At 72.1% G+C, this 18,722-nt stretch carries 19 protein-coding genes; 8 read left to right on the forward strand and 11 right to left on the reverse strand.

Annotated features, from left to right (window positions below; genetic code table 11):
* Positions 1-25: 25 nt before the first annotated feature.
* From ACMATS_RS15055 to ACMATS_RS15075, 5 genes are all read right to left on the reverse strand, one after another.
* Positions 26-1,060, reverse strand: coding sequence for a hypothetical protein (locus tag ACMATS_RS15055; protein WP_414168151.1), 1,035 nt, complete (start codon positions 1,058-1,060; stop codon positions 26-28).
* Positions 1,060-1,746 (reverse strand): RNA polymerase sigma factor, encoded by a 687-nt coding sequence (locus ACMATS_RS15060; RefSeq protein ID WP_414170728.1) that lies wholly within the window; start codon positions 1,744-1,746, stop codon positions 1,060-1,062. The genes ACMATS_RS15055 and ACMATS_RS15060 overlap by 1 nt, the downstream gene beginning before the upstream one ends.
* Positions 1,747-1,780: 34 nt before the next feature.
* On the reverse strand, positions 1,781-2,794 hold the full coding sequence (locus tag ACMATS_RS15065) for a DUF4328 domain-containing protein (RefSeq protein WP_414168152.1): 1,014 nt from the start codon (positions 2,792-2,794) through the stop codon (positions 1,781-1,783).
* 248 nt (positions 2,795-3,042) lie between these two features.
* Positions 3,043-5,118, reverse strand: coding sequence for a glycosyltransferase family 4 protein (locus ACMATS_RS15070; RefSeq protein WP_414168153.1), 2,076 nt, complete (start codon positions 5,116-5,118; stop codon positions 3,043-3,045).
* 225 nt (positions 5,119-5,343) lie between these two features.
* Complete coding sequence (locus ACMATS_RS15075) at positions 5,344-6,969, reverse strand: family 20 glycosylhydrolase (RefSeq protein WP_414168154.1); 1,626 nt, start codon at positions 6,967-6,969, stop codon at positions 5,344-5,346.
* Positions 6,970-7,010: 41 nt separating this feature from the next.
* On the opposite strand from ACMATS_RS15075, the gene ACMATS_RS15080 reads away from it, so the two are divergent.
* From ACMATS_RS15080 to ACMATS_RS15100, 5 genes are all read left to right on the forward strand, one after another.
* Complete coding sequence (locus ACMATS_RS15080) at positions 7,011-7,406, forward strand: hypothetical protein (protein ID WP_390782151.1); 396 nt, start codon at positions 7,011-7,013, stop codon at positions 7,404-7,406.
* Positions 7,407-7,560: 154 nt separating this feature from the next.
* Complete coding sequence (gene sdhC / locus ACMATS_RS15085) at positions 7,561-7,941, forward strand: succinate dehydrogenase, cytochrome b556 subunit (RefSeq protein WP_390782150.1); 381 nt, start codon at positions 7,561-7,563, stop codon at positions 7,939-7,941.
* Positions 7,942-7,950: 9 nt separating this feature from the next.
* The gene (locus tag ACMATS_RS15090; protein WP_390782149.1) at positions 7,951-8,424 is read left to right on the forward strand and encodes a succinate dehydrogenase hydrophobic membrane anchor subunit; all 474 of its coding nucleotides are present in this window, start codon (positions 7,951-7,953) and stop codon (positions 8,422-8,424) included.
* Positions 8,425-8,444: 20 nt separating this feature from the next.
* Entirely contained in the window at positions 8,445-10,199 is a 1,755-nt protein-coding gene (gene sdhA / locus ACMATS_RS15095; RefSeq protein ID WP_390782148.1) for a succinate dehydrogenase flavoprotein subunit, read from the forward strand.
* On the forward strand, positions 10,199-10,957 hold the full coding sequence (locus ACMATS_RS15100) for a succinate dehydrogenase iron-sulfur subunit (protein WP_390782147.1): 759 nt from the start codon (positions 10,199-10,201) through the stop codon (positions 10,955-10,957). Before sdhA ends, ACMATS_RS15100 begins: the two co-directional genes overlap by 1 nt.
* A 203-nt stretch (positions 10,958-11,160) precedes the next feature.
* Here ACMATS_RS15100 and ACMATS_RS15105 read toward each other — a convergent pair whose 3' ends face one another.
* On the reverse strand, positions 11,161-11,499 hold the full coding sequence (locus ACMATS_RS15105; protein ID WP_414168155.1) for a MerR family transcriptional regulator: 339 nt from the start codon (positions 11,497-11,499) through the stop codon (positions 11,161-11,163).
* A 60-nt stretch (positions 11,500-11,559) separates the two neighbouring features.
* On the opposite strand from ACMATS_RS15105, the gene ACMATS_RS15110 reads away from it, so the two are divergent.
* Both ACMATS_RS15110 and ACMATS_RS15115 read left to right on the forward strand, forming a co-directional pair.
* Complete coding sequence (locus tag ACMATS_RS15110; RefSeq protein ID WP_414168156.1) at positions 11,560-12,345, forward strand: alpha/beta fold hydrolase; 786 nt, start codon at positions 11,560-11,562, stop codon at positions 12,343-12,345.
* A gap of 53 nt (positions 12,346-12,398) precedes the next feature.
* Complete coding sequence (locus ACMATS_RS15115; RefSeq protein ID WP_414168157.1) at positions 12,399-13,187, forward strand: alpha/beta fold hydrolase; 789 nt, start codon at positions 12,399-12,401, stop codon at positions 13,185-13,187.
* Here ACMATS_RS15115 and ACMATS_RS15120 read toward each other — a convergent pair.
* The 5 genes from ACMATS_RS15120 to ACMATS_RS15140 all read right to left on the reverse strand — a co-directional run bounded on the left by ACMATS_RS15120 (position 13,155) and on the right by ACMATS_RS15140 (position 17,162).
* Positions 13,155-13,397: a DUF6087 family protein gene (locus ACMATS_RS15120; protein WP_336416123.1), complete on the reverse strand. Its 243-nt coding sequence runs from the start codon at positions 13,395-13,397 to the stop codon at positions 13,155-13,157. The genes ACMATS_RS15115 and ACMATS_RS15120 overlap by 33 nt on opposite strands.
* Before the next feature lie 40 nt (positions 13,398-13,437).
* On the reverse strand, positions 13,438-13,848 hold the full coding sequence (locus ACMATS_RS15125; protein ID WP_414168158.1) for a hypothetical protein: 411 nt from the start codon (positions 13,846-13,848) through the stop codon (positions 13,438-13,440).
* A gap of 305 nt (positions 13,849-14,153) precedes the next feature.
* The gene (locus tag ACMATS_RS15130) at positions 14,154-15,173 is read right to left on the reverse strand and encodes an alpha/beta hydrolase (RefSeq protein WP_414168159.1); all 1,020 of its coding nucleotides are present in this window, start codon (positions 15,171-15,173) and stop codon (positions 14,154-14,156) included.
* A gap of 60 nt (positions 15,174-15,233) precedes the next feature.
* Entirely contained in the window at positions 15,234-16,790 is a 1,557-nt protein-coding gene (locus ACMATS_RS15135) for an ABC transporter substrate-binding protein (protein ID WP_414168160.1), read from the reverse strand.
* Positions 16,791-16,919: 129 nt separating this feature from the next.
* Complete coding sequence (locus ACMATS_RS15140; protein ID WP_336416182.1) at positions 16,920-17,162, reverse strand: SCO4848 family membrane protein; 243 nt, start codon at positions 17,160-17,162, stop codon at positions 16,920-16,922.
* Positions 17,163-17,349: 187 nt separating this feature from the next.
* Here ACMATS_RS15140 and ACMATS_RS15145 point away from each other — a divergent pair, with 187 nt between their 5' ends.
* Positions 17,350-18,636: a D-alanyl-D-alanine carboxypeptidase family protein gene (locus ACMATS_RS15145; RefSeq protein ID WP_414170729.1), complete on the forward strand. Its 1,287-nt coding sequence runs from the start codon at positions 17,350-17,352 to the stop codon at positions 18,634-18,636.
* The last annotated feature ends 86 nt before the right edge of the window (positions 18,637-18,722 follow it).

The following is an 18,722-nucleotide window of genomic DNA, read 5'->3' on the forward strand; positions in this document are numbered from 1 at the left end:
CGCCGATGACCAGTCGGCTCACTCTCTACAGCGCCAGGGGCTCCGAAAACGTCACACCCGGCGTCCGGGAGAGGTCCGGGAGGCCCATGAGCGGGTGCGGGACCGAGCGCAGGGGGGTACGCGGGTCGCCGTCCCCGTCCGTGTCCTCGCCCCGGTCGCCGGAGCCGCCGCCCGGTGCGGAGGAGGTGCCGAGCACGTGGTCGCAGTAGGCGCGCACGGCGGCGCCGCCCGCGGCGCGCTCCAGGGCGTTCAGGGTGTCGTCGTCGACTCCCTTGCCGCTGTTCCGCTGCGTGGCGTCGCGGTAGTCGCGGCACAGTTTGGCGATCACGGCCGGGTGACTGTCGTCGCCCTTCCGGCCGTCGTCCTTGCCGCGGCTGCGGTCCGGCTGCGGCGGCGCGGGCGTCGGGGAGGCGGTGCCGGGCAGCCCGCCGCCGGGTGTGGCGCTCGCGCCGCTGCCCGGTGCGGCGCTGCCGGGGGCCGAGGGTGCGGCGCTGCGGCCGTGCCCGCTGTCGGCGGCGCCGTGCGACGGGCCGGTGCGGGGTTCGCCGGTGGCGGGTGCGCGGGTCTCGGTGTCGCTGTCGGCCACGACGCTCGTGGCGGGCGCCGGTTCGCGGCCGCCGCGCCCGAAGGGGGCGGGCAGGACGCCCGTGCCGGCCGCCACCGCGACCCCGCCCAGGGCGCACCCGGCCAGCGCCAGGGCCAGCGCGGAGCGGGCGGGGCGGCGCAGGAGGGAGCGGGCGGCCGAGGCGCGTGCGGCGGTGCGGCCGATCCGGACGACGGGGGCGGCGGAGCCGGCGGGCGCGGCGGCGACGGCCACGTCCCGCTCGGCGGCCCGGGCCGTCCGGAAGGCGGCGAGTGCGGCCTCCTCGCCGGGCAGGGGCGTGCCGTCCGCGGGGGCCGGGACCCGGAACGCGCCGAGGGCGGCGTCCAGCCGTGCGGCATCGGCCCGGGCACGGTCGTCCGCCGTGTCCCCGGCCAGGGTGTCGGCGAGGGCCTCGCCGCGCAGCAGCCGCTCCACGGCGTCGTCATCCAGCCAGTCGTACCGGCGATCGTCGGCCATCACATGTCCTTCTGCGTCCGCGCGCGCAATTGCGTCACACCTGCAGAAGCACTGCCTCCGGTGCTTCCGCTCCCGGGCGACCCGTGCGTCTGCCGCTGTCCGGGGACTGCGTCGGCCCCTGCCTCCTGGTGTGCCCCGCCCGCCGTCACGAGTTCGGCCAGCTTGCGCAGACCGCGGTGCGCGGCGGTGCGCACCGCGCCGGGGCGCTTGCCCAGCACCCCGGCGGCGCTCTTGGCGTCGAGGCCGGCGACCACGCGCAGCACGACGGCCTCGGCCTGGTCCTGCGGCAGCTGGGCGATGAGGGCGAGGGTGTGTCCGGTGCCGAGGGCCTCCAGGGCCTCTCCGGCGGTGTCCGCGTCGCCCGCGCGGCCGGTGAGTTCGGTCTCGTCGCCGCCGATCGCGGGGCGGCGGCCGCGCATCCGTATGTGGTCGAGGGCGCGGTTGCGGGCGATGGTGGCCGCCCAGCCGCGGAACCGGTCGGCGTCGCCGTTGAACCGTCCGAGGTCGCGGGCTATCTGCAGCCAGGCCTCCGAGGCGACGTCCTCCGCGTCCGCCTCGCCGACCAGCGTGCGGACGTATCCGAGCAGGCGGGGCTGCACGGAGCGGTAGACGGTACGGAATGCCGTCTCGTCCCCGCCCTGCGCCGCGTGCACCGCGGTCGTCAGCTCGGCGTCGTCCCCCTGCACGGTCTCATCCTGCACCACGTGCGGATTCCGCTGTTCAGCAGCCCGCCGGACCATTGCCGAAAGGATTCTGCGGCGGTCCGGGCGGCACGGGCGGTACGGGCGGGTGGGCGGGTGCGCCGTAGGGCGCGGGGGCGGGCGGCATCCCGGGCCACGCCGGGGCGCCCATGGCCATGGGCGGGGCGGACTGCGGCGCGAACGGCGGGGCGAACTGCGGGCCCAGCGCGGCCCGCTGCTCCTGCATGCGCGACAACTGCCGCACGACGAGCAGGGCGAGCAGGGCGGCGACGGCGAGCAGCAGCGTCGACAGGCCCTGGACCGCGAGGGCGGACTTCAGCGACTCGGCGTCGCTGCGCCAGTCGTCGAGGCTGTAGTGACCGCCCTTGGTCGCGGTCTTCACCCGGGCCGAGGCGACCGCCTCCATCGTGCTGCCCATCCAGCTGAGGACGTTCGCCGTGATCCACAGTACCCACCAGGAGTTGAGCAGGCCCTTGGGGGTGGCCTGCGGTCCCGCCGGGGAGCTGGCCCGGTAGATGTCGTTCGCCATCTGCTTGGGGAACCAGAGGTTGACGACGGGCGTGAACCACGAGCCGACCGCCCAGCCGCTGCCGAACCGGTGCGTACCGGGCGCGAAGACCTCGGCGTTGAGGCGCGCCCGACGGAACCAGACGACCCACAGCACGCCCGACGCGAGGAACGCCAGGATGTGGAGCAGCGACAGCACCGAGGCGGCGTTGTCCGCGCTGTCGGCCTTCCGCGCCGTGGCGTCGGTGAGGCCGTCGCTCAGCATGGCGTCGAGCGCGGCGCGTTCGTTGCCGGCCGCGGCGACCATGAGGAGCAGCAGGAGGATGTTCAGCACCAGCAGCACCGTCAGCGCGATGCGCACGCCCCGCCGCAGGTCGATGCCGCCGGCCGGTGCGGCCACCGGCCCCGCCGGGTACGGGTACGGATACGCAGGCGCCGGCGCGGGCGGCAGCCCGACGGCCCCGCACGCCGCACAGCGGCCGTCCGGCCCCACGGCGACGGCGCGGCAGCGACCGCACGGATACATCTGGCTGACCCCCCGGATACCGGCACGCGAAACAGGTGCGCCGAACGGCGCGGACCCGCACGTTACGGGCATAGGCATGCCCACGTCCAGAATCGCCTTCGCACGCCCGAGCGAGGGTGTGACGGATTTTCCGTCTACGGCGCTGTAGTTAGTGCGTGCCCTGCCAGGGTTCGCAACGGGCGGACGGCCGGGGCCACTCCTGTGGGGGGTGGCGGCCCCGGCCGTCCTCCGTCCGCGGTGCCGGACCGTCAGGCGTCCGCCTCCGCGGCCGCCGCGTCCTTCACGCTCACCGTGAGGTCGTTCGTCACCGTGAAGTACGGCCGCAGCAGCGCGTCCCCGTGCACCGCCGCCGGGAAGGTGTCGACGCCCTTGCGGTCCGCGAAGTCGCCCGCGATCCGCCCCACCCGTACCAGCGCCGCGCCCTTCGCCGGGCGCACCCACAGGTCCCACAGGTCCTGCTCCGGGTCGCGCCGGGTGCTCATCGGCGCGCAGGGCAGGCGGCCGGTGCCGTTCTCCAGGGGCACGCGGACGTCGCCCACGGCACCGTCGGCGCCCCGCAGCCGGGCGACGAGTTCGGCGCCCTCGCCGAAGGACGTGCCCAGGGCCTCCAGCGTCACCGTGATGCCCTCGCTCCCCACCCGGACCTCCGTCGCCTCGGCGTGCTCCGGGCGCAGCCAGGTGCGCAGGGCGAGGTAGCCGTCGCTGGTCCCGTACGGCACCCAGGCGGTGACGCCCTGGGGGCCGCGGCCGAGCGGGAGTCCGAGCAGGGCCTTCTGCTCGACGAGCGAAGCGGTCAGCCGGCGGCGGCTCTTGTCGCCGGAGCGCTCGGTGTAGGTGTCCCAGCGCCCCTCGGACAGGGTGTGCGCCCCGCGCTCGAGCCGGGCCTCGACCCAGCCGTCCGCGCCGCCCGGCTGCTGCGGCAGGGCGACCCGCACCGCCTCCTTGCCCTTGCTGCCGCGGTGACGCAGCAGCAGATGCGTGTCGGCGGCGGTGAGCTGGCCGGCGCGCAGCCGGACGACGAGGGAGCCGTCGGCCCCGACCGTGCAGCGGGCCTCGGGGTGCGCGGCGCCGGCCTGCTGTGCGGGCACGGGCTTCGGCTTGTCGCGTCCGCCGCCGAACAGGCCACGCAGCAGGCCGCCCTTCCGGGCGGGGGCGGCGGCGGTGCTGCCGGGGCGCAGTTCCTCGAAGAGCTCCTCGTAGCGGCGGGCGACGGCGGCGGGTTCGTAGCGGTGGGCGGCCTGCCGGGCGGCGGCGCCCAGGCGTTCGCGCAGGGCGGGGTCACCGGTGAGCCGCAGCAGGACGGCGGCGTAGGTGTCGACGGTGGCGTCGCCGTCGAGCGGGACGAGGATGCCGTCGGTGCCGTCGGTGATGATCTCGCGCGGCCCGTGCGGGCAGTCGGTGGCGACGACGGGCAGGCCCGCGTGCATGGCCTCGACGATGGTCATGCCGAAGGACTCGGCGTCGGAGGCGACGGCGGCGACAGCGCCCTTGGACCACTCGGTCTCGATGGGCGAGCGGGCGCCCATGAGCGTGATCCGCTCGGAGAGGCCCAGGTCCTCGATCTGCCTGCGCAGCTTCGGCTTGGCGGGGCCGCGCCCGTAGATGCGCAGGTTCCAGTCGGGGCGCTCGGCGGCGATCTGCGCGAAGGCGGCGATCAGCCGGTCGTAGCGCTTGACGGAGACGAGCCGGCCGGCGGAGACGATCAGCTTCGAGGTGCCGTCCGAGGGCTCGGCCACGGGGGCCGGAACGGCGTTCGGGATCGCGAGGATCCTCGCCTTGGCGTCCGGGAGCGCCTCGCGGTAGTGGCCGGCGTCGGCCTCGGAGACGGTGGTGAAGGCGTCGAGGGCGGCGATGGCCGGGTCCATCACGGCGTGCAGCTCGGGGACGTGGGCCTCGTGGGTGAGGTGTTCCTGGCCGAGGCGCAGGTAGCGGCCGGTGCCGTACTCCGCGAGGTAGCCGATGAGCTTGGGGCGGGTGGCGATGACGACGTCGGCGTCGGTGGCGGCGAGGTGGGCGGCGACCTTCTCGTCGGTGAGGGCGGTGGCGGCCATCAGGCCGTTGTCGATGCGCTCGTCGCGGAAGAGGGCGCTGGGCCGCTGGTTGAGCGGGGAGCGGTACTCCTCGCTCTCCTCGCCCTCGCGGAAGTCGAGCAGCGGGGTGAGGCGCACGCGGGGGTCGATGGTGAGCTCGGGTTCGTCGGCGGGGCGGTTGACGCTGACGATCCGTACGTCGTGCCGGTCGGCGAGGGCGGCTGCGAGGTTGACGGTCGAGCGGATGGTGCCGCCGATTCCGTAGGCGTTGTGCAGGAGGAATTCGATCTTCATCGTGCCCTCAGTTCCGGTGCGCGTGCGGTGCGCGGGGGCGCGGCCGAGCGCGCTCCCGCCTCACCCCTGGAGGTTAGGGGATCGCGCCCCGTAAGGGGCGCGGGGAACTGCGCGACCGGCCACGGACGGCCTGCAGCCGACGCACTACCCCAGGGGTCCGGGGCGAAGCCCCGGGGACCTCGACTGCGGGTGCGTCGTGGTTGCTCGCGCAGTTCCCCGCGCCCCTTACGGGGCGCGAAGCACCCGACCCACCAGAGCGGTGAAGTCCTGCCAGGACTGCTGGGGCACCGCCGGGTCCCACAGCCGCTGGGCCGTGGCGGCCAGCGGCAGCCGGATGCCGTTCGCGACCTGGTCGGGTGTCTGCGCGTCGGGCTTGTCGCACCAGATCGCGAACCGGCCGCCGAGGATCCGGTCGGGCCCGGCCTGTCCTGCGGGGACGGGCGTGGTGCCGCGGAGGACGGCGGGCGACCACTGGCGGAAGATGCGCTCACCGGTGGGGTAGCGGAACTGGTTGGGCTCGCCGAGGACGTAATAGAGGTACTCGTCGTTGAGGTTGACCAGCGGGCGTCCTTCGTTCAGGTACTCGGTGGGGGGCCTGGCGCCCAGTTCCTTGCCGGTCCAGTATTCGACCTCGATGTTCTTGTCGGGGGTGACGACGCCGTCGGTGAAGAACCCGTCGTTCCAGGCCTTGGGCGTCTTGCCGAGGGAGCGCACGAGGGCGGCGCGGTCGTTGAGCCAGCCGGTGGCGAGGTCCTGGACCTTGGCGTCGGGTCCGTACTTCTGCTGGGCGGCCTCGGCGAGCCGGGGGTAGGCGGTCTGCGGATCCTTGCTCATCAGGGCGCGGTACTCGTCGGCGCCGAGGTGGAACCAGGGGCCGGGGAAGAGGTCGGCGTACTCGCGGATGAGGTCGTCCACGACCGTGGCCGCGTCGGGGTCGGCGATGTCGACGGCGCCGCGGGCGACGGTGCCGCCGGCGTCGCGCAGCTGCAGTCCGGGGTGGGCGTTCAGCACGGCGCCGAGGTGGCCGGGCGAGTCGATCTCGGGGACGACGGCGATGTGCAGGGACGAGGCGAGGTCGATGATGCTGCGCACCTCGGTCTTGGTGAGGTGCTGCTCGGAGACGATCTCGGGGTGGGAGTCGCTGTCGATGCGGAAGCCCTGGTCGTCGGAGAAGTGCAGGCCGAGCTGGTTGAGCTTGAGGTCGGCCATCTGCCGCAGCCGGTCCTTGATCCAGTCGGCGGGGAAGTACTTGCGGGCGATGTCCAGGTTGAGGCCGCGCTGGGGGCGGTCGGGGCTGTCGCGGACGGTGCCCTCGGGCAGCCCGCCGCCGGAGCGCACGGCCTGGACGACGGTGCGGGTGCCGTAGAAGACGCCGGCCTCGTCGGCGCCGGTGATCAGGACCTTGCCGTCGTGGGTGGTGAGCTCGTAGCCCTCGGGCCCGCCGCTCTGGCCCGGGCGGAGAGCGAGCTCGACGTCGCCGCGGCGGGCGGGGCCGGCGTCGGTCTTCAGCTTGAGGTCGTCGGCGAGCCGGCGGCCCGCGTCGGCCAGCGGCCCGCCGGGGTCGGCGACGACCCGGGCCCCGGATCCGGGCCGCCAGCCGGGGCCGCCCGCGGCGGTGAAGGAGCGCACGGCGGGGACGACGCGCGGCGGGCCGGGGGGTGCGGGGGCCGTGGAGGAGGAGGGCGCGGCGGAGGCCGGGAGGGAGCGGGCGTCGTCCTTGGCGCGGTGGCTGCCGGAGGTGCGGGGGCAGCCCATGACGGACATGGCGGCGAGGAGGGCGAGGGCGGAGACGGTCCCCCGGATGGCCGCCGTGCGGGTGATCCTGACGGGCAGTCGCTTGGACAGTCGCATGGAGCAAAACCTCCCATTCACGGAGAAGATAGGTTTTTTCCATGCATCCGCGGCGAGGACCCGCCCGGAAGGACGCCCGTACGACCCGTACGAAGGAAATTCGCGCATCCGTCGGACAGTGGCCGAGAACTGTCGTTACGTTTTGGTCCCGCTCAGGCTTCGCCACGATCACCGAGGAGCCCACCCTGCACGTTCTCGACCGACTCGATCGAAAGGACCGGCCCGCCCCGGTTTCCCCGGGCACGCCGGACATCTCCGCGGAGGCCGACGAGGCGCTGCGGGTCGCCCATGCGGCCTACGAGAGCCGGTTCGGCGAGCCGCTGCTGCTTCCCCCGGCCCCGGACAGCGGCCCCGAGGAGGCCTTTGACCTGCTCCTGCGCACCCTGCGCGAGCGGCTGACGGCCCGTGGCGAGCAGATTCACGCCATCGGCGGCTAGCCCGTACGTGCCTGTTTGATCACACCTGACATACCCCGGGAGACCGAACCGACAAGGCGTCGCTACGATGGCCAGGGCCGGTGGACCGTACCCGGCCGGGCCCGACCGACAGTAGAGCCGGCTGGCCCCAATCCCCGCTCCCGGAGGGTTTTCCGTGCCGGCTGGAACGCTGTACCGCGGCCGGGAAGGCATGTGGTCCTGGGTGGCTCACCGAGTCACCGGCGTCCTCATTTTCTTCTTCCTGTTCGTGCACGTCCTCGACACCGCGCTCGTTCGTGTCTCGCCCGAGGCCTACGACAACGTCGTCGCGACGTACAAGACACCCGTCGTCAACCTGATGGAGTACGGCCTCGTCGCCGCCATCCTCTTCCACGCTCTCAACGGCCTGCGTGTCATCGCCGTGGACTTCTGGTCCAAGGGCCCGCGCTACCAGAAGCAGATGCTGTGGACGGTTGTCGGTGTCTGGGTCGTGCTGATGGCAGGCGCCTTCTACCCCGTGCTCAGCCACACGCTGCGCACGCTGTTCGGGAGCTGATGACGCGAGATGTCCGCTGAAACCACCACCCCCGCGGTGAACGAGTCCGTGTCGCTCTACGACGCGGACAACCCGGCTCCGGTCATCGAGCCGCCCCGTAAGCGCACCCAGAAGACCCCGAAGTCCACGCGCACGAACTTCGAGCTGTACGGCTGGCTGTTCATGCGGCTGTCCGGCATCGTGCTGGTCGTCCTGGTCCTCGGCCACCTGCTGATCCAGCTCGTCCTCGACGGCGGCGTCAGCAAGATCGGCTTCGCCTTCGTGGCCGGCCGCTGGGCCTCGCCGTTCTGGCAGGCCTGGGACCTCATCATGCTGTGGCTCGCGATGCTGCACGGCGCCAATGGCCTGCGTACGGTCATCAACGACTACGCGGAGCGGCCCAACACCCGCTTCTGGCTGAAGATGCTGCTGTACACGGCCACGGTGTTCACCGTCCTGCTGGGCACGCTGGTGATCTTCACCTTCGACCCGAACATCCGCTAGAGCCCGGGGCTGACGAGACCATGCAGATCCACAAGTACGACACCGTCATCGTCGGCGCCGGCGGCGCCGGCATGCGCGCCGCCATCGAGGCGACGAAGCGCAGCCGCACCGCGGTGCTGACCAAGCTCTACCCCACCCGCTCCCACACCGGCGCGGCCCAGGGCGGCATGGCCGCCGCCCTCGCCAACGTCGAGGAGGACAACTGGGAGTGGCACACCTTCGACACGATCAAGGGCGGTGACTACCTGGTCGACCAGGACGCCGCCGAGATCCTGGCGAAGGAGGCCATCGACGCGGTCCTCGACCTCGAGAAGATGGGCCTGCCGTTCAACCGCACCCCGGACGGCACCATCGACCAGCGCCGGTTCGGCGGTCACTCCCGCAACCACGGCGAGGCCCCGGTCCGCCGTGCCTGCTACGCGGCCGACCGCACCGGCCACATGATCCTCCAGACGCTGTTCCAGAACTGCGTCAAGGAGGGCGTGGAGTTCTTCAACGAGTTCTACGTCCTGGACCAGCTGATCACCGAGGTCGACGGCGTCAAGCAGTCGGCCGGTGTGGTGGCGTACGAGCTCGCCACCGGCGAGATCCACATCTTCCAGGCCAAGTCGGTCGTCTACGCCTCCGGCGGCACCGGCAAGTTCTTCAAGGTGACCTCCAACGCGCACACCCTGACCGGTGACGGCCAGGCCGCCTGCTACCGCCGCGGCCTGCCCCTGGAGGACATGGAGTTCTTCCAGTTCCACCCGACGGGCATCTGGCGCATGGGCATCCTCCTCACCGAGGGCGCCCGCGGCGAGGGCGGCATCCTCCGCAACAAGGACGGTGAGCGCTTCATGGAGAAGTACGCGCCCGTCATGAAGGACCTCGCCTCCCGCGACGTCGTCTCCCGCTCCATCTACACGGAGATCCGCGAGGGCCGCGGCTGCGGTCCCGAGGGCGACCACGTCTACCTGGACCTCACCCACCTGCCGCCGGAGCAGCTGGACGCCAAGCTGCCGGACATCACCGAGTTCGCGCGCACCTACCTCGGCATCGAGCCCTACACGGACCCGATCCCGATCCAGCCCACCGCGCACTACGCGATGGGCGGCATCCCGACCAACGTCCAGGGCGAGGTGCTGGCCGACAACGACACCGTCGTTCCGGGTCTGTACGCCGCCGGCGAGGTCGCCTGCGTGTCCGTCCACGGCGCCAACCGCCTGGGCACCAACTCGCTGCTCGACATCAACGTGTTCGGCCGCCGGGCCGGCATCGCCGCCGCCGAGTACGCGGACCGGGCCGAGTTCGTCGAGCTGCCGGAGAACCCGGCCGAGCTCGTCGAGCAGCAGGTCGAGAACCTGCGCAACTCGACCGGCACCGAGCGGGTCGCGGTGCTCCGCAAGGAGCTGCAGGAGACCATGGACGCCAACGTCATGGTCTTCCGCACCGAGCAGACCATCAAGACGGCCGTCGAGAAGATCGCCGAGCTGCGCGAGCGCTACAAGAACGTGTCCATCCAGGACAAGGGCAAGCGCTTCAACACCGACCTGCTGGAGGCCATCGAGCTGGGCAACCTGCTCGACCTGGCCGAGGTGATGGCCGTGTCCGCGCTGGCACGCAAGGAGTCCCGCGGCGGTCACTACCGCGAGGACTACCCGAACCGCGACGACGTCAACTTCATGCGGCACACCATGGCGTACCGCGAGGTGGACGCGTCCGGCAAGGACGGCATCCGCCTCGACTACAAGCCGGTCGTGCAGACCCGCTACCAGCCGATGGAGCGTAAGTACTGATGAGCACCGCGACTCTCGACAAGCTCGAGGCCGAGGCGCAGACCTCGCACAACATCAAGGTCACCTTCCGCATCCGCCGGTTCAACCCGGAGGTGTCGGACGAGGCGATCTGGCAGGACTACGAGCTGGAGATCGACCCCAAGGAGCGGGTCCTCGACGGCCTCCACAAGATCAAGTGGGATCAGGACGGCTCGCTGACCTTCCGCCGCTCCTGCGCCCACGGCATCTGCGGCTCGGACGCCATGCGCATCAACGGCAAGAACCGTCTGGCGTGCAAGACGCTGATCAAGGACATCAACCCGGCCAAGCCGATCACGGTCGAGCCCATCAAGGGCCTGACGGTCCTGAAGGACCTCGTGGTCGACATGGAGCCGTTCTTCCAGGCGTACCGCGATGTCATGCCGTTCCTCATCACCAAGGGCAACGAGCCGACGCGCGAGCGCCGGCAGTCCGCGGAGGACCGCGAGCGCTTCGACGACACGACGAAGTGCATCCTGTGCGCGGCCTGCACCTCCTCCTGCCCGGTGTTCTGGAACGACGGCCAGTACTTCGGCCCGGCGGCGATCGTCAACGCGCACCGCTTCATCTTCGACTCGCGTGACGAGGCCGGTGAGCAGCGCCTGGAGATCCTGAACGACAAGGACGGCGTGTGGCGTTGCCGCACGACGTTCAACTGCACGGACGCCTGCCCGCGTGGCATCGAGGTCACGAAGGCGATCCAGGAGGTGAAGCGGGCGCTGATCACGCGCCGCTTCTAGTCCCGGTTCGGTTCGCCGAATTCACCGAAGGCCCCGTTCCCCTCCCGGGAGCGGGGCCTTTCGCGCCCCGTAAGGGGCGCGGGGAACTGCGCGAGCAACCACGACGCGCCCGCAGCCGAAGTACCCGGGGCTTCGCCCCGGACCCCCGGGGCAGTGCGTCGGCTGCAGGCCGGTGGGGCTGCTCGCGCAGTTCCCCGCGCCCCTTACGGGGCGCCCAGCGCCACCAGCGCCTCGCGGCGCCGCCGCAGCTCCGCCATCTCCGCGTCGATCCGCCCCAGTTGCTCCCCCAGCACGCGCAGCGTGAGGTCACAGCTCTCCAGCGCCGGACCCCCGTGGGCGCACGGCAGCACCTCGCGGATGGCCTCGGTGCCCAGCCCCGCCACGATGAGCTCGCGAATCCGCCCGACGGTCTCCACCGCATCGGCCCCGTACCGGCGGTACCCACTGGCATCACGGCATGCTGCGAGCAACCCCCGCTCCTCGTAGTAGCGCAACGACCGCGGACTCACCCCCGTACGCCGCGACAGTTCCCCGATCCGCATGCCCCGTTTCCCCCTCCGGACTTGACCTTGACACCGGCGTCAAGGGGCAACCTGTCGCACATGACAAACATTCCGGCCCTGCACACCACCGTCACCGGCTCGGGCCCCGGCATCCTGCTCGCCCACGGCGCCACCGGGAGCATCGCGGACAACTACGCGGCCCTCGCCCCGGCCCTGGCGGCCGCGGGCCACACGGTCGTCGCCCCCGACTACCCCGGCTCGGGCGAAACCCCGCGCGCCACCGCCCCGTTGACGCTCGACGGGCTCGCCGACGCCGTGGTCGAGCGCGCCGTGGCGGCCGGCGTGGAGACGTTCACCCTCGTCGGCTTCTCCCTGGGCACCGCCGTCTCCGTACGGGCGGCGGCGCGGCACCCCGAGCGCGTCCGCGGGCTCGTCCTGACCGCGGGCCTGGCCCGGCCCGACCGGCACGCGGACATCACGCTCGGCCTGTGGGCGCACCTGCTGGAGCGGGGCGACCACGCGGCCTTCGCCCGGTCCCGCACGCTGACCGGCTGGTCGCGCCGGCACCTGAACGGCCTTCCGCAGGCGGAGGCGGACGCGCTGCTCACCCCGGACCCCGCGCTGTGGCCCGCGGGCTCCGCCGAACAGACCGCGCTGGTACGGACCGTGGACACCACCGGCGACCTGCCGGGCATCGCCGTGCCGACGCTCGTCGTCGCGACGACGGAGGACGAGCTCCTCCACCCGTCGCACTCCCGCTACCTCGCGGACCACATCCCGGGCGCGGAGTACGCGGAGATCGCGGCGGGGCACGTGGTGATGCACGAGCGGTACGCGGAGTGGGAGGAGCTGATCCTGGACTTCCTGCGCAGGCACGCGCTCTGACGGTGAGCCGGCTCACACAGCCGGGGCCCGTGCCGCGTGGCAATCTCGTGCCCATGACATCCACATCCCTGCCGCCGCTCCGCACCACCGTCCGTGGGACGGGCCCCGGCCTGCTGCTCGCACACGGCGCGGGCGGCAGCGTCGCGGCGCACTTCGCCGCGCTCATGCCGGTGCTGGCCGAGCGGCACACGGTCGTGGCCCCGGACTACCCCGGGTCGGGCGGGTCCCCCCTGGCGCCCGGTCCGCTCACCCTCGACGGGCTGGCCGACGCACTGGTGGCCGCGGCGACCGGGGCGGGTGTGGAGTCCTTCACCCTGGTCGGCTACTCGCTCGGCACGCTCGTCTCCGTACGGGCGGCGGCGCGGCACCCCGGGCGCGTCCGGGGCCTCGTGCTGACCGCGGGCATGGCGCGGCCGGACAACGCCATGCTGGCCTCCCTGGAGTTGTGGCGCACGCTGCTGGCCGCGGACGACCGCAGGGCCTTCGCCCGCTTCAGCGCGCTGAGCTCCTTCAGCACGGACTTCTTCAACGCGCTGCCGCAGGAGCAGGTGCCGGCGCTGCTGCACCTCCTGGCCTCGACCGTTCCCGACGGCACGGCGGAGCAGGCGGGCCTGGTCGCGACGGCCGACACGACGGCCGACCTGCCGGGCATCGCGGTGCCGACGCTGGTCGTGGCCACGACCCGGGACAACCTGGTGTCCCCCGCCAACTCCCGCCTGCTGGCGGACCGCATCCCGGGGGCCGAGTACGCGGAGATCGAGGCGGGGCACGCCGTGATGGTCGAGCGCCAGGAGGAGTGGCAGAAGCTGCTACTGGAGTTCCTGGGGCGGCACGGCCTCTGACACCCAGGCCCGCGCGGCCGGGAGGTCGGGGGCGATCCCGGCCACCTGGTAGGCGAACCCGTCCCACTCGAGCAGCACGCGCGGCTCGCCGGGCCGCACATGGCTCCCGCCGCCGTGCCACGGCCGGTGCCGCCGCGCCTCCCCCTGCGGTGCCAGGCGCCGCCGTTCGTAGGCGGCGAGGGGGTCGTCGGGGCGGCGGTATTCGGCCATCCCACCAGGGTGCCGCAAGCCGCCGGTGCGGGTGGGGCTTTCAGCGCACCCGCACCGTCCTCACCGGTGACGTGCGCAGTTCCACCGGGTGCTTGTCGTTGCGGCTGTCCGCCCCGAAGAGGACGGCGCGGAACGCGAGGACGGTCCCGCGGTGCCTCGGGGTGACCTTGACGTCGGCCTTGGCCAGGACGGCCATTCGCCCGCACTTCAGCGTGTGCCAGGACCCGCGCTTGTCGGTGCGCTCCTGGATGCAGACCTTCGTGTACGTCGCCGCGTCGTCGTCCCCGCGGGCGTGGATCGCGATGGCGTGCCCGGCGCGCACCGTGCGGTGCGCTGCCACCTTGAAGTCGATGCCGCCCTTGGCGACGGCGGGCGCCGACGCCAGTCCCACCAGTCCGGCGGACGCGATGCCCAGCGCCGCTGCCGACGCCGTCGTACGAAGCCACTTCACGGACGTCCCCTCCCTGTACGGGTGTTCGTCCGGTGAGACGGTGCTGCGGTGGCGTGCGTTGCGCGGAATCAGGACACCTGGTGTCCTTGTGCGTTGCTACGGTGCCGGGAGCGCCGCACCGCATGTCGTGACTCGCGGCGATGCTGGGGACGTTGGCAGCAGCCGGGCCCCGTGAGGGGCGCGGGGAACTGCGCGACCAGCCACCGCCGGCCCGCAGTTGACACACCGCCGAAAGGGGCGGCACGTCATCTGCGGGTGCGTCGTGGCTGATCGCGCAGTTCCCCGCGCCCCTCACGGGGCGCCCCTCACTCCGCCACGGGCCCCTGCATCTGCTTGCTGATCCATTCGATCGGGCCCGTCCCCATGTTGGGCACATAGGTCTTGGCGTTGTGCTCCCCGTCGGGTATCTCGCTGAGCAGGGTGTGCACCGGCCCCTTGTTGCCGTACGTGCCGATGAAATCCTTCACGTTCTTCATCGCCGTCTTCTCCTTCGTGCCGACCTGGAAGGCCAGATAGACGTCCGGCCCCTTGGCCTTGATCAACTGCTTGGCCAGCACCTGGGGGTTGTTGGCGGCCTTCTCCTTCTCGTGCCCCGCCCACAGCGGCGAGTCGGGGACGATGTCCGGCCCGGAGGCGATGACGGCCTTGAAGCGGTCCGGCTTCTGCAGCACCGCCTTCAGTCCGGCGAAGCCGCCCGACGAGGAGCCCATGAAGGCCCAGCCCTCGCGCTGCTTCAGGGTGCGGAAGTTTGCCTTGACCAGGTCGGGGACGTCCTCCGTGAGCCAGGTGCCCATCTTGGGCTGATTCGGGATGTCGCTGCCGTCGTAGTAGTTCTTGTCGTCCGGGTTCAGGACGGGCATGGCGACGATGAAGGGCAGGCTCTTGCCCTCCTTCGACCACTCGCTGATCGACTGCTGCAGCTTGAGGTCCGTGCCCATCCAGTAGTTGACCGGATAGCCGTTGCCGCCCGGCAGGGCGATCAGCACGGGGAAGCCGCTGTTCCTGTACTTCGGGTCGTCGTACTGCTTGGGGGCCCAGACCCAGACCTTGCCCTTGAAGCCGGACTTCTTGCCGTCGAGCGTGACGACACCGATCTTGGTGCCGTCCTGGACGGTGCCGGCGACCTTGAAGTCGGCCTTCGGGCCGGTGGGCATGAGCGTGCCGGATTCGCCGGCGGAGCCGCCGCCGTTCCCCTGGCCGAAGCTCATGGAGTCGCCCTTGTCGGAGAACAGGCCGAAGGAACTGAGAACGGGCCAGGCGATGAGGCCGAGGGCGACGGCGATGACCGCCGCCACGGCGAGCCGGCGTTGGGGTGCAGTAGCCATGCGGCCAGGGTGGGCGTGCGGTGTAAGAGGGCTTCTAAGAAGCCCCGGCCCCGGGCCCCCTCAGATCCTCCCCAGCCGCCACAGCCGCCAGATCCCGGTCCCGTCCGACAGGTACTCCGCCCCCGAGATCGACGAATTCGTCAGCACGTAGTCCTTCTTCTGCCACAGCGGCACCATCGGCACGTCCTCCGCCACGATCTTCTGGATCTGCCGGAAGTCCTCCGTCACCCGGTTCCGCTGGTAGATCTGCCGCGCCTGCGCGATCAGCTTCTCCACCCGCGCGCTGGAGTAGCCCGAGTGCAGCGCGTTGTCCGCGCCGACCAGCGGAGTGGTGAACGTGTCCGGGTCCGGGAAGTCCGCCACCCAGCTGACGCAGTACGCGTCGTACGCACCCCGCGCGTACCCCTCCTGGAACTCCTGCCACCCCACCCGCTTCGGCGTCACCCGGAACAGGCCCGTGGCCTCCAACTGCCGTTTGACCGTCGCGGTTTCCTGGTCCGTCGCCGCGCCCTGCGAGTACGCCAGGCCGAAGCGGACCGGCACGGTCACCCCCGCCTCGCGCAGCAGTTCCCGCGCCCGCGTCGCGTCCGGCCTCGGGTAGGCGTCGTAGAACGAGGTCGCGTGGCCCGTGATGCCTTGCGGGACGAGGGAGTACAGCGGGTCCACCGTGCGCCGGTGGACGTCGCGGGCGATCGCCTCGCGGTCGATCACGGCCGCGATCGCCTGCCGGATCGCGGTCTCCTTCAGCGGTGCGCCGTCCCGCACGTTGAAGACGAGCGAGCGGATGTTCGGCGCCGTGGTCTCGACGACGCGGACACCCGAGTCCGTCGGCGAGATGCCGGCGATCTCCGCCGGCGGCATCTGGCGGCCGACGACCTCGACGGAACGTTCCTTCCAGGCCTCGTCCAGCGCGTCGGGGTCGGCGTAGTACCGGACCGCCACCGGGCCCCCGAGGCTCTTGACCGCGCCCGTGTAACGGGTGTTGGGCCGCAGCTCCGCCCTCTCCCCCGCCCGGTACGAGGCGAGGCCGTACGGGCCGGAGCCGTCGACCGTGTCGCCCTTGCGGAGCCGGTCCGCGGGGTAGCGGGTGCTGTCGACGATCGAGCCCGCGCCCGTGGCGATCTTCAGCGGGAACGTGGCGTCGGGCACCCGGAGTCGGAAGACGACCTCGGAGCCGTCGGCCCCCACCGACTCCAGCGTGTCCAGCAGCGAACCCGGCCCCTGGTCGGAGTGGATGCGCTTGATGCGGTCGAAGGAGAACTTCACGTCCTTCGCCGTCAGTTCGTCCCCGTTGGCGAACGTCAGGTGCGGGCGCAGCTCGCACGCGTAGGTGCGCAGGCCGTCGCCGCGGAAGCCACAGCTGCGGGCCGCGTCCGGCACGGGGGTGCTGGAGCCGGGGGCGAAGGTCAGCAGGGACTGGTAGACGTTGCCGAACAGCGCCCAGGAGCCCGCGTCGTAGGCGCCGGCCGGGTCGAGCGAGGTGACGCGGTCCGTCGTGCCGACCGCGAGCGGGCTGCGGTCCTCGCTCCCCGAGGCGAAGCCGCACCCTCCTGCGAGCAACGCCAACAACACCGGCACCACAGTGTTCCTGCGTACCGCAACCCCGACCCCACGCATCGCCGCGCCCCTCCCGCCCAGTGATGCGCATCACCGTAAACACGAGGGCGCACACGCGTCCGGGGAATCGGTCAAGTGATCACCAGGATTCCGCGCGTCCGCTATGCCGGGGTCCTGGCGCTATGACGGCTATGACGTACGCCGCAACGCGCGCACCCCACGCAACCCGATGACCCCTACAGCCGTCCCCAGAAGAAACGACGTGATCGCAAGCAGCAGGTGCACCCAGAAGTACGCGGTCGGGTCACCCGCACGGTCAAATGCGAGTCCGCTGGCGTCCTTCCACAGGTTCTTGACGAAAGTGATCCAGATGCACCAGCTCCAGGCCCCGAAGGCGAGCAGGAACCAGGACACGGGGCGAGTGAGCGTCAGAGGGGTTCGGGGAGCGGCATCCCCGGAAGAATTCACCATGGGTCCGAGTATGCGTTTCGCGTCCCGCACTCCTCCTATCGGGTCCTCGCCGGAGGACCGCCGTGAGGCGCCGTACCGGGTGGCGGGAGGGGGCGGTACGTTCACGATCGTGCCGACGACGACATCATTCCCCTCGCGGTCCGCCGCGATGCGCCGCGGGGGCGCGGCCCTGCTGGCCGCCTCCGCCTCGCTGCTGATCCCCCTGGCGACGGCCGCGCCCGCCCTCGCCGCCCCCGGGCCGGCGTCGCCGAGCGCGAGCGCCTCCCCCGGCGCGTCCCACGGCGCGACGGCACCCGACGGCAAGGCCAAGCCGCCGGGCAAGCCGGCCAAGGAGCCGCCCGCCCAGATGTCCACGGTGGGCGGCGAACTGCTGGGCAAGCCCGGCACCCAGGTGCAGCTCGGGCCGGGGGCGCCCCAGTTGCCCAAGGAGATCAGCGGCGACTCCTGGCTCGTCGCGGACGCCGAGTCCGGCGACATCCTGGCCGCGCACAACGCGCACTGGAAGCTGCCGCCGGCCTCCACGCTCAAGATGCTGTTCGCGGACACCGTGCTGCCGAAGTTCCCCAAGACCCAGAAGCACAAGGTGCTCCCCTCCGACCTGGCGGGCATGGGCGAGGGCAGCAGCCAGGTCGGCATCAAGGAGGACTCGACGTACACCGTCCACGACCTGTGGCTCGGTGTCTTCCTCCGCTCCGGCAACGACGCCGTGCACGCGCTCTCCGCGATGAACGGCGGCACCGCGAAGACCGTCCAGGACATGCAGGCGCACGCCGAGGACCTCCAGGCGCTCGACACCCACGTCGTCACGCCCGACGGCTACGACGCCGACGGCCAGGTCTCCAGCGCCTACGACCTCACCCTCTTCGCCCGCTCCGGGCTGCAGAACGCCGACTTCCGCGAGTACTGCTCGACCGTCTCCGCGCAGTTCCCCGGCGAGGAGAAGCCGGGCAAGAAGCGGGAGACCTTCGGCATCCAGAACACCAACCGCCTCCTCACCGGCGCCTCCGGCCTGCAGCCCTACAAGGGCATGGCGGGCGTCAAGAACGGGTCGACCACCAACGCCGGCAACACCTTCACCGGTGTCGCCCAGCACGACGGCAAGAAGCTGCTCGTCACGGTCATGAACCCGGACATCAAGGAGGCCAACGAGGTCTACAAGGAGACCCAGCGCCTCCTCGACTGGGGCTTCGAGGCCGCCGGCCACGTCAAGCCGGTCGGCACGCTCGTGGCGCCCAAGGGCGGGGCGGACACGTCGGGCGGCAAGGACGGCCGGGGCGGCGGCGCACAGGCGTCCGTCGCCGGCTCGTCCGACGACGGCATGTGGACGGCCCTGGGCCTCACGGGCGGCGCGCTGGCCGTCCTGGGCGTGGCGGGCTTCGTGGTGCACCGCCGCCACCCCTTGCCGGACCTGGTCCGGCGTCGACCGAAGGGCTGACCGAGCCCCGTCAAGAGCGCCCCGTCAGGGGCGCGGGGAACTGCGCGACCAGCCACGACGCGCCCGCAGTCGAGGTCCCCGGGGCT

Source organism: Streptoverticillium reticulum, from assembly GCF_047456005.1.
GTDB lineage: Bacteria > Actinomycetota > Actinomycetes > Streptomycetales > Streptomycetaceae > Streptomyces > Streptomyces reticulum.

What these genes read in the sequence shown, in the direction of transcription:
- ACMATS_RS15055 (WP_414168151.1), bottom strand. Translation starts at nt 1,060, where the DNA reads ATGGCCGACGATCGCCGGTACGACTGGCTGGATGACGACGCCGTGGAG.
- ACMATS_RS15065 (WP_414168152.1), bottom strand. Translation starts at nt 2,794, where the DNA reads ATGTATCCGTGCGGTCGCTGCCGCGCCGTCGCCGTGGGGCCGGACGGC.
- ACMATS_RS15070 (WP_414168153.1), bottom strand. Translation starts at nt 5,118, where the DNA reads ATGAAGATCGAATTCCTCCTGCACAACGCCTACGGAATCGGCGGCACC.
- ACMATS_RS15075 (WP_414168154.1), bottom strand. Translation starts at nt 6,969, where the DNA reads ATGCGACTGTCCAAGCGACTGCCCGTCAGGATCACCCGCACGGCGGCC.
- ACMATS_RS15080 (WP_390782151.1), top strand. Translation starts at nt 7,011, where the DNA reads ATGCATCCGCGGCGAGGACCCGCCCGGAAGGACGCCCGTACGACCCGT.
- ACMATS_RS15090 (WP_390782149.1), top strand. Translation starts at nt 7,951, where the DNA reads ATGTCCGCTGAAACCACCACCCCCGCGGTGAACGAGTCCGTGTCGCTC.
- sdhA (WP_390782148.1), top strand. Translation starts at nt 8,445, where the DNA reads ATGCAGATCCACAAGTACGACACCGTCATCGTCGGCGCCGGCGGCGCC.
- ACMATS_RS15100 (WP_390782147.1), top strand. Translation starts at nt 10,199, where the DNA reads ATGAGCACCGCGACTCTCGACAAGCTCGAGGCCGAGGCGCAGACCTCG.
- ACMATS_RS15105 (WP_414168155.1), bottom strand. Translation starts at nt 11,499, where the DNA reads ATGCGGATCGGGGAACTGTCGCGGCGTACGGGGGTGAGTCCGCGGTCG.
- ACMATS_RS15110 (WP_414168156.1), top strand. Translation starts at nt 11,560, where the DNA reads ATGACAAACATTCCGGCCCTGCACACCACCGTCACCGGCTCGGGCCCC.
- ACMATS_RS15115 (WP_414168157.1), top strand. Translation starts at nt 12,399, where the DNA reads ATGACATCCACATCCCTGCCGCCGCTCCGCACCACCGTCCGTGGGACG.
- ACMATS_RS15120 (WP_336416123.1), bottom strand. Translation starts at nt 13,397, where the DNA reads ATGGCCGAATACCGCCGCCCCGACGACCCCCTCGCCGCCTACGAACGG.
- ACMATS_RS15130 (WP_414168159.1), bottom strand. Translation starts at nt 15,173, where the DNA reads ATGGCTACTGCACCCCAACGCCGGCTCGCCGTGGCGGCGGTCATCGCC.
- ACMATS_RS15135 (WP_414168160.1), bottom strand. Translation starts at nt 16,790, where the DNA reads ATGCGTGGGGTCGGGGTTGCGGTACGCAGGAACACTGTGGTGCCGGTG.
- ACMATS_RS15145 (WP_414170729.1), top strand. Translation starts at nt 17,350, where the DNA reads ATGCGCCGCGGGGGCGCGGCCCTGCTGGCCGCCTCCGCCTCGCTGCTG.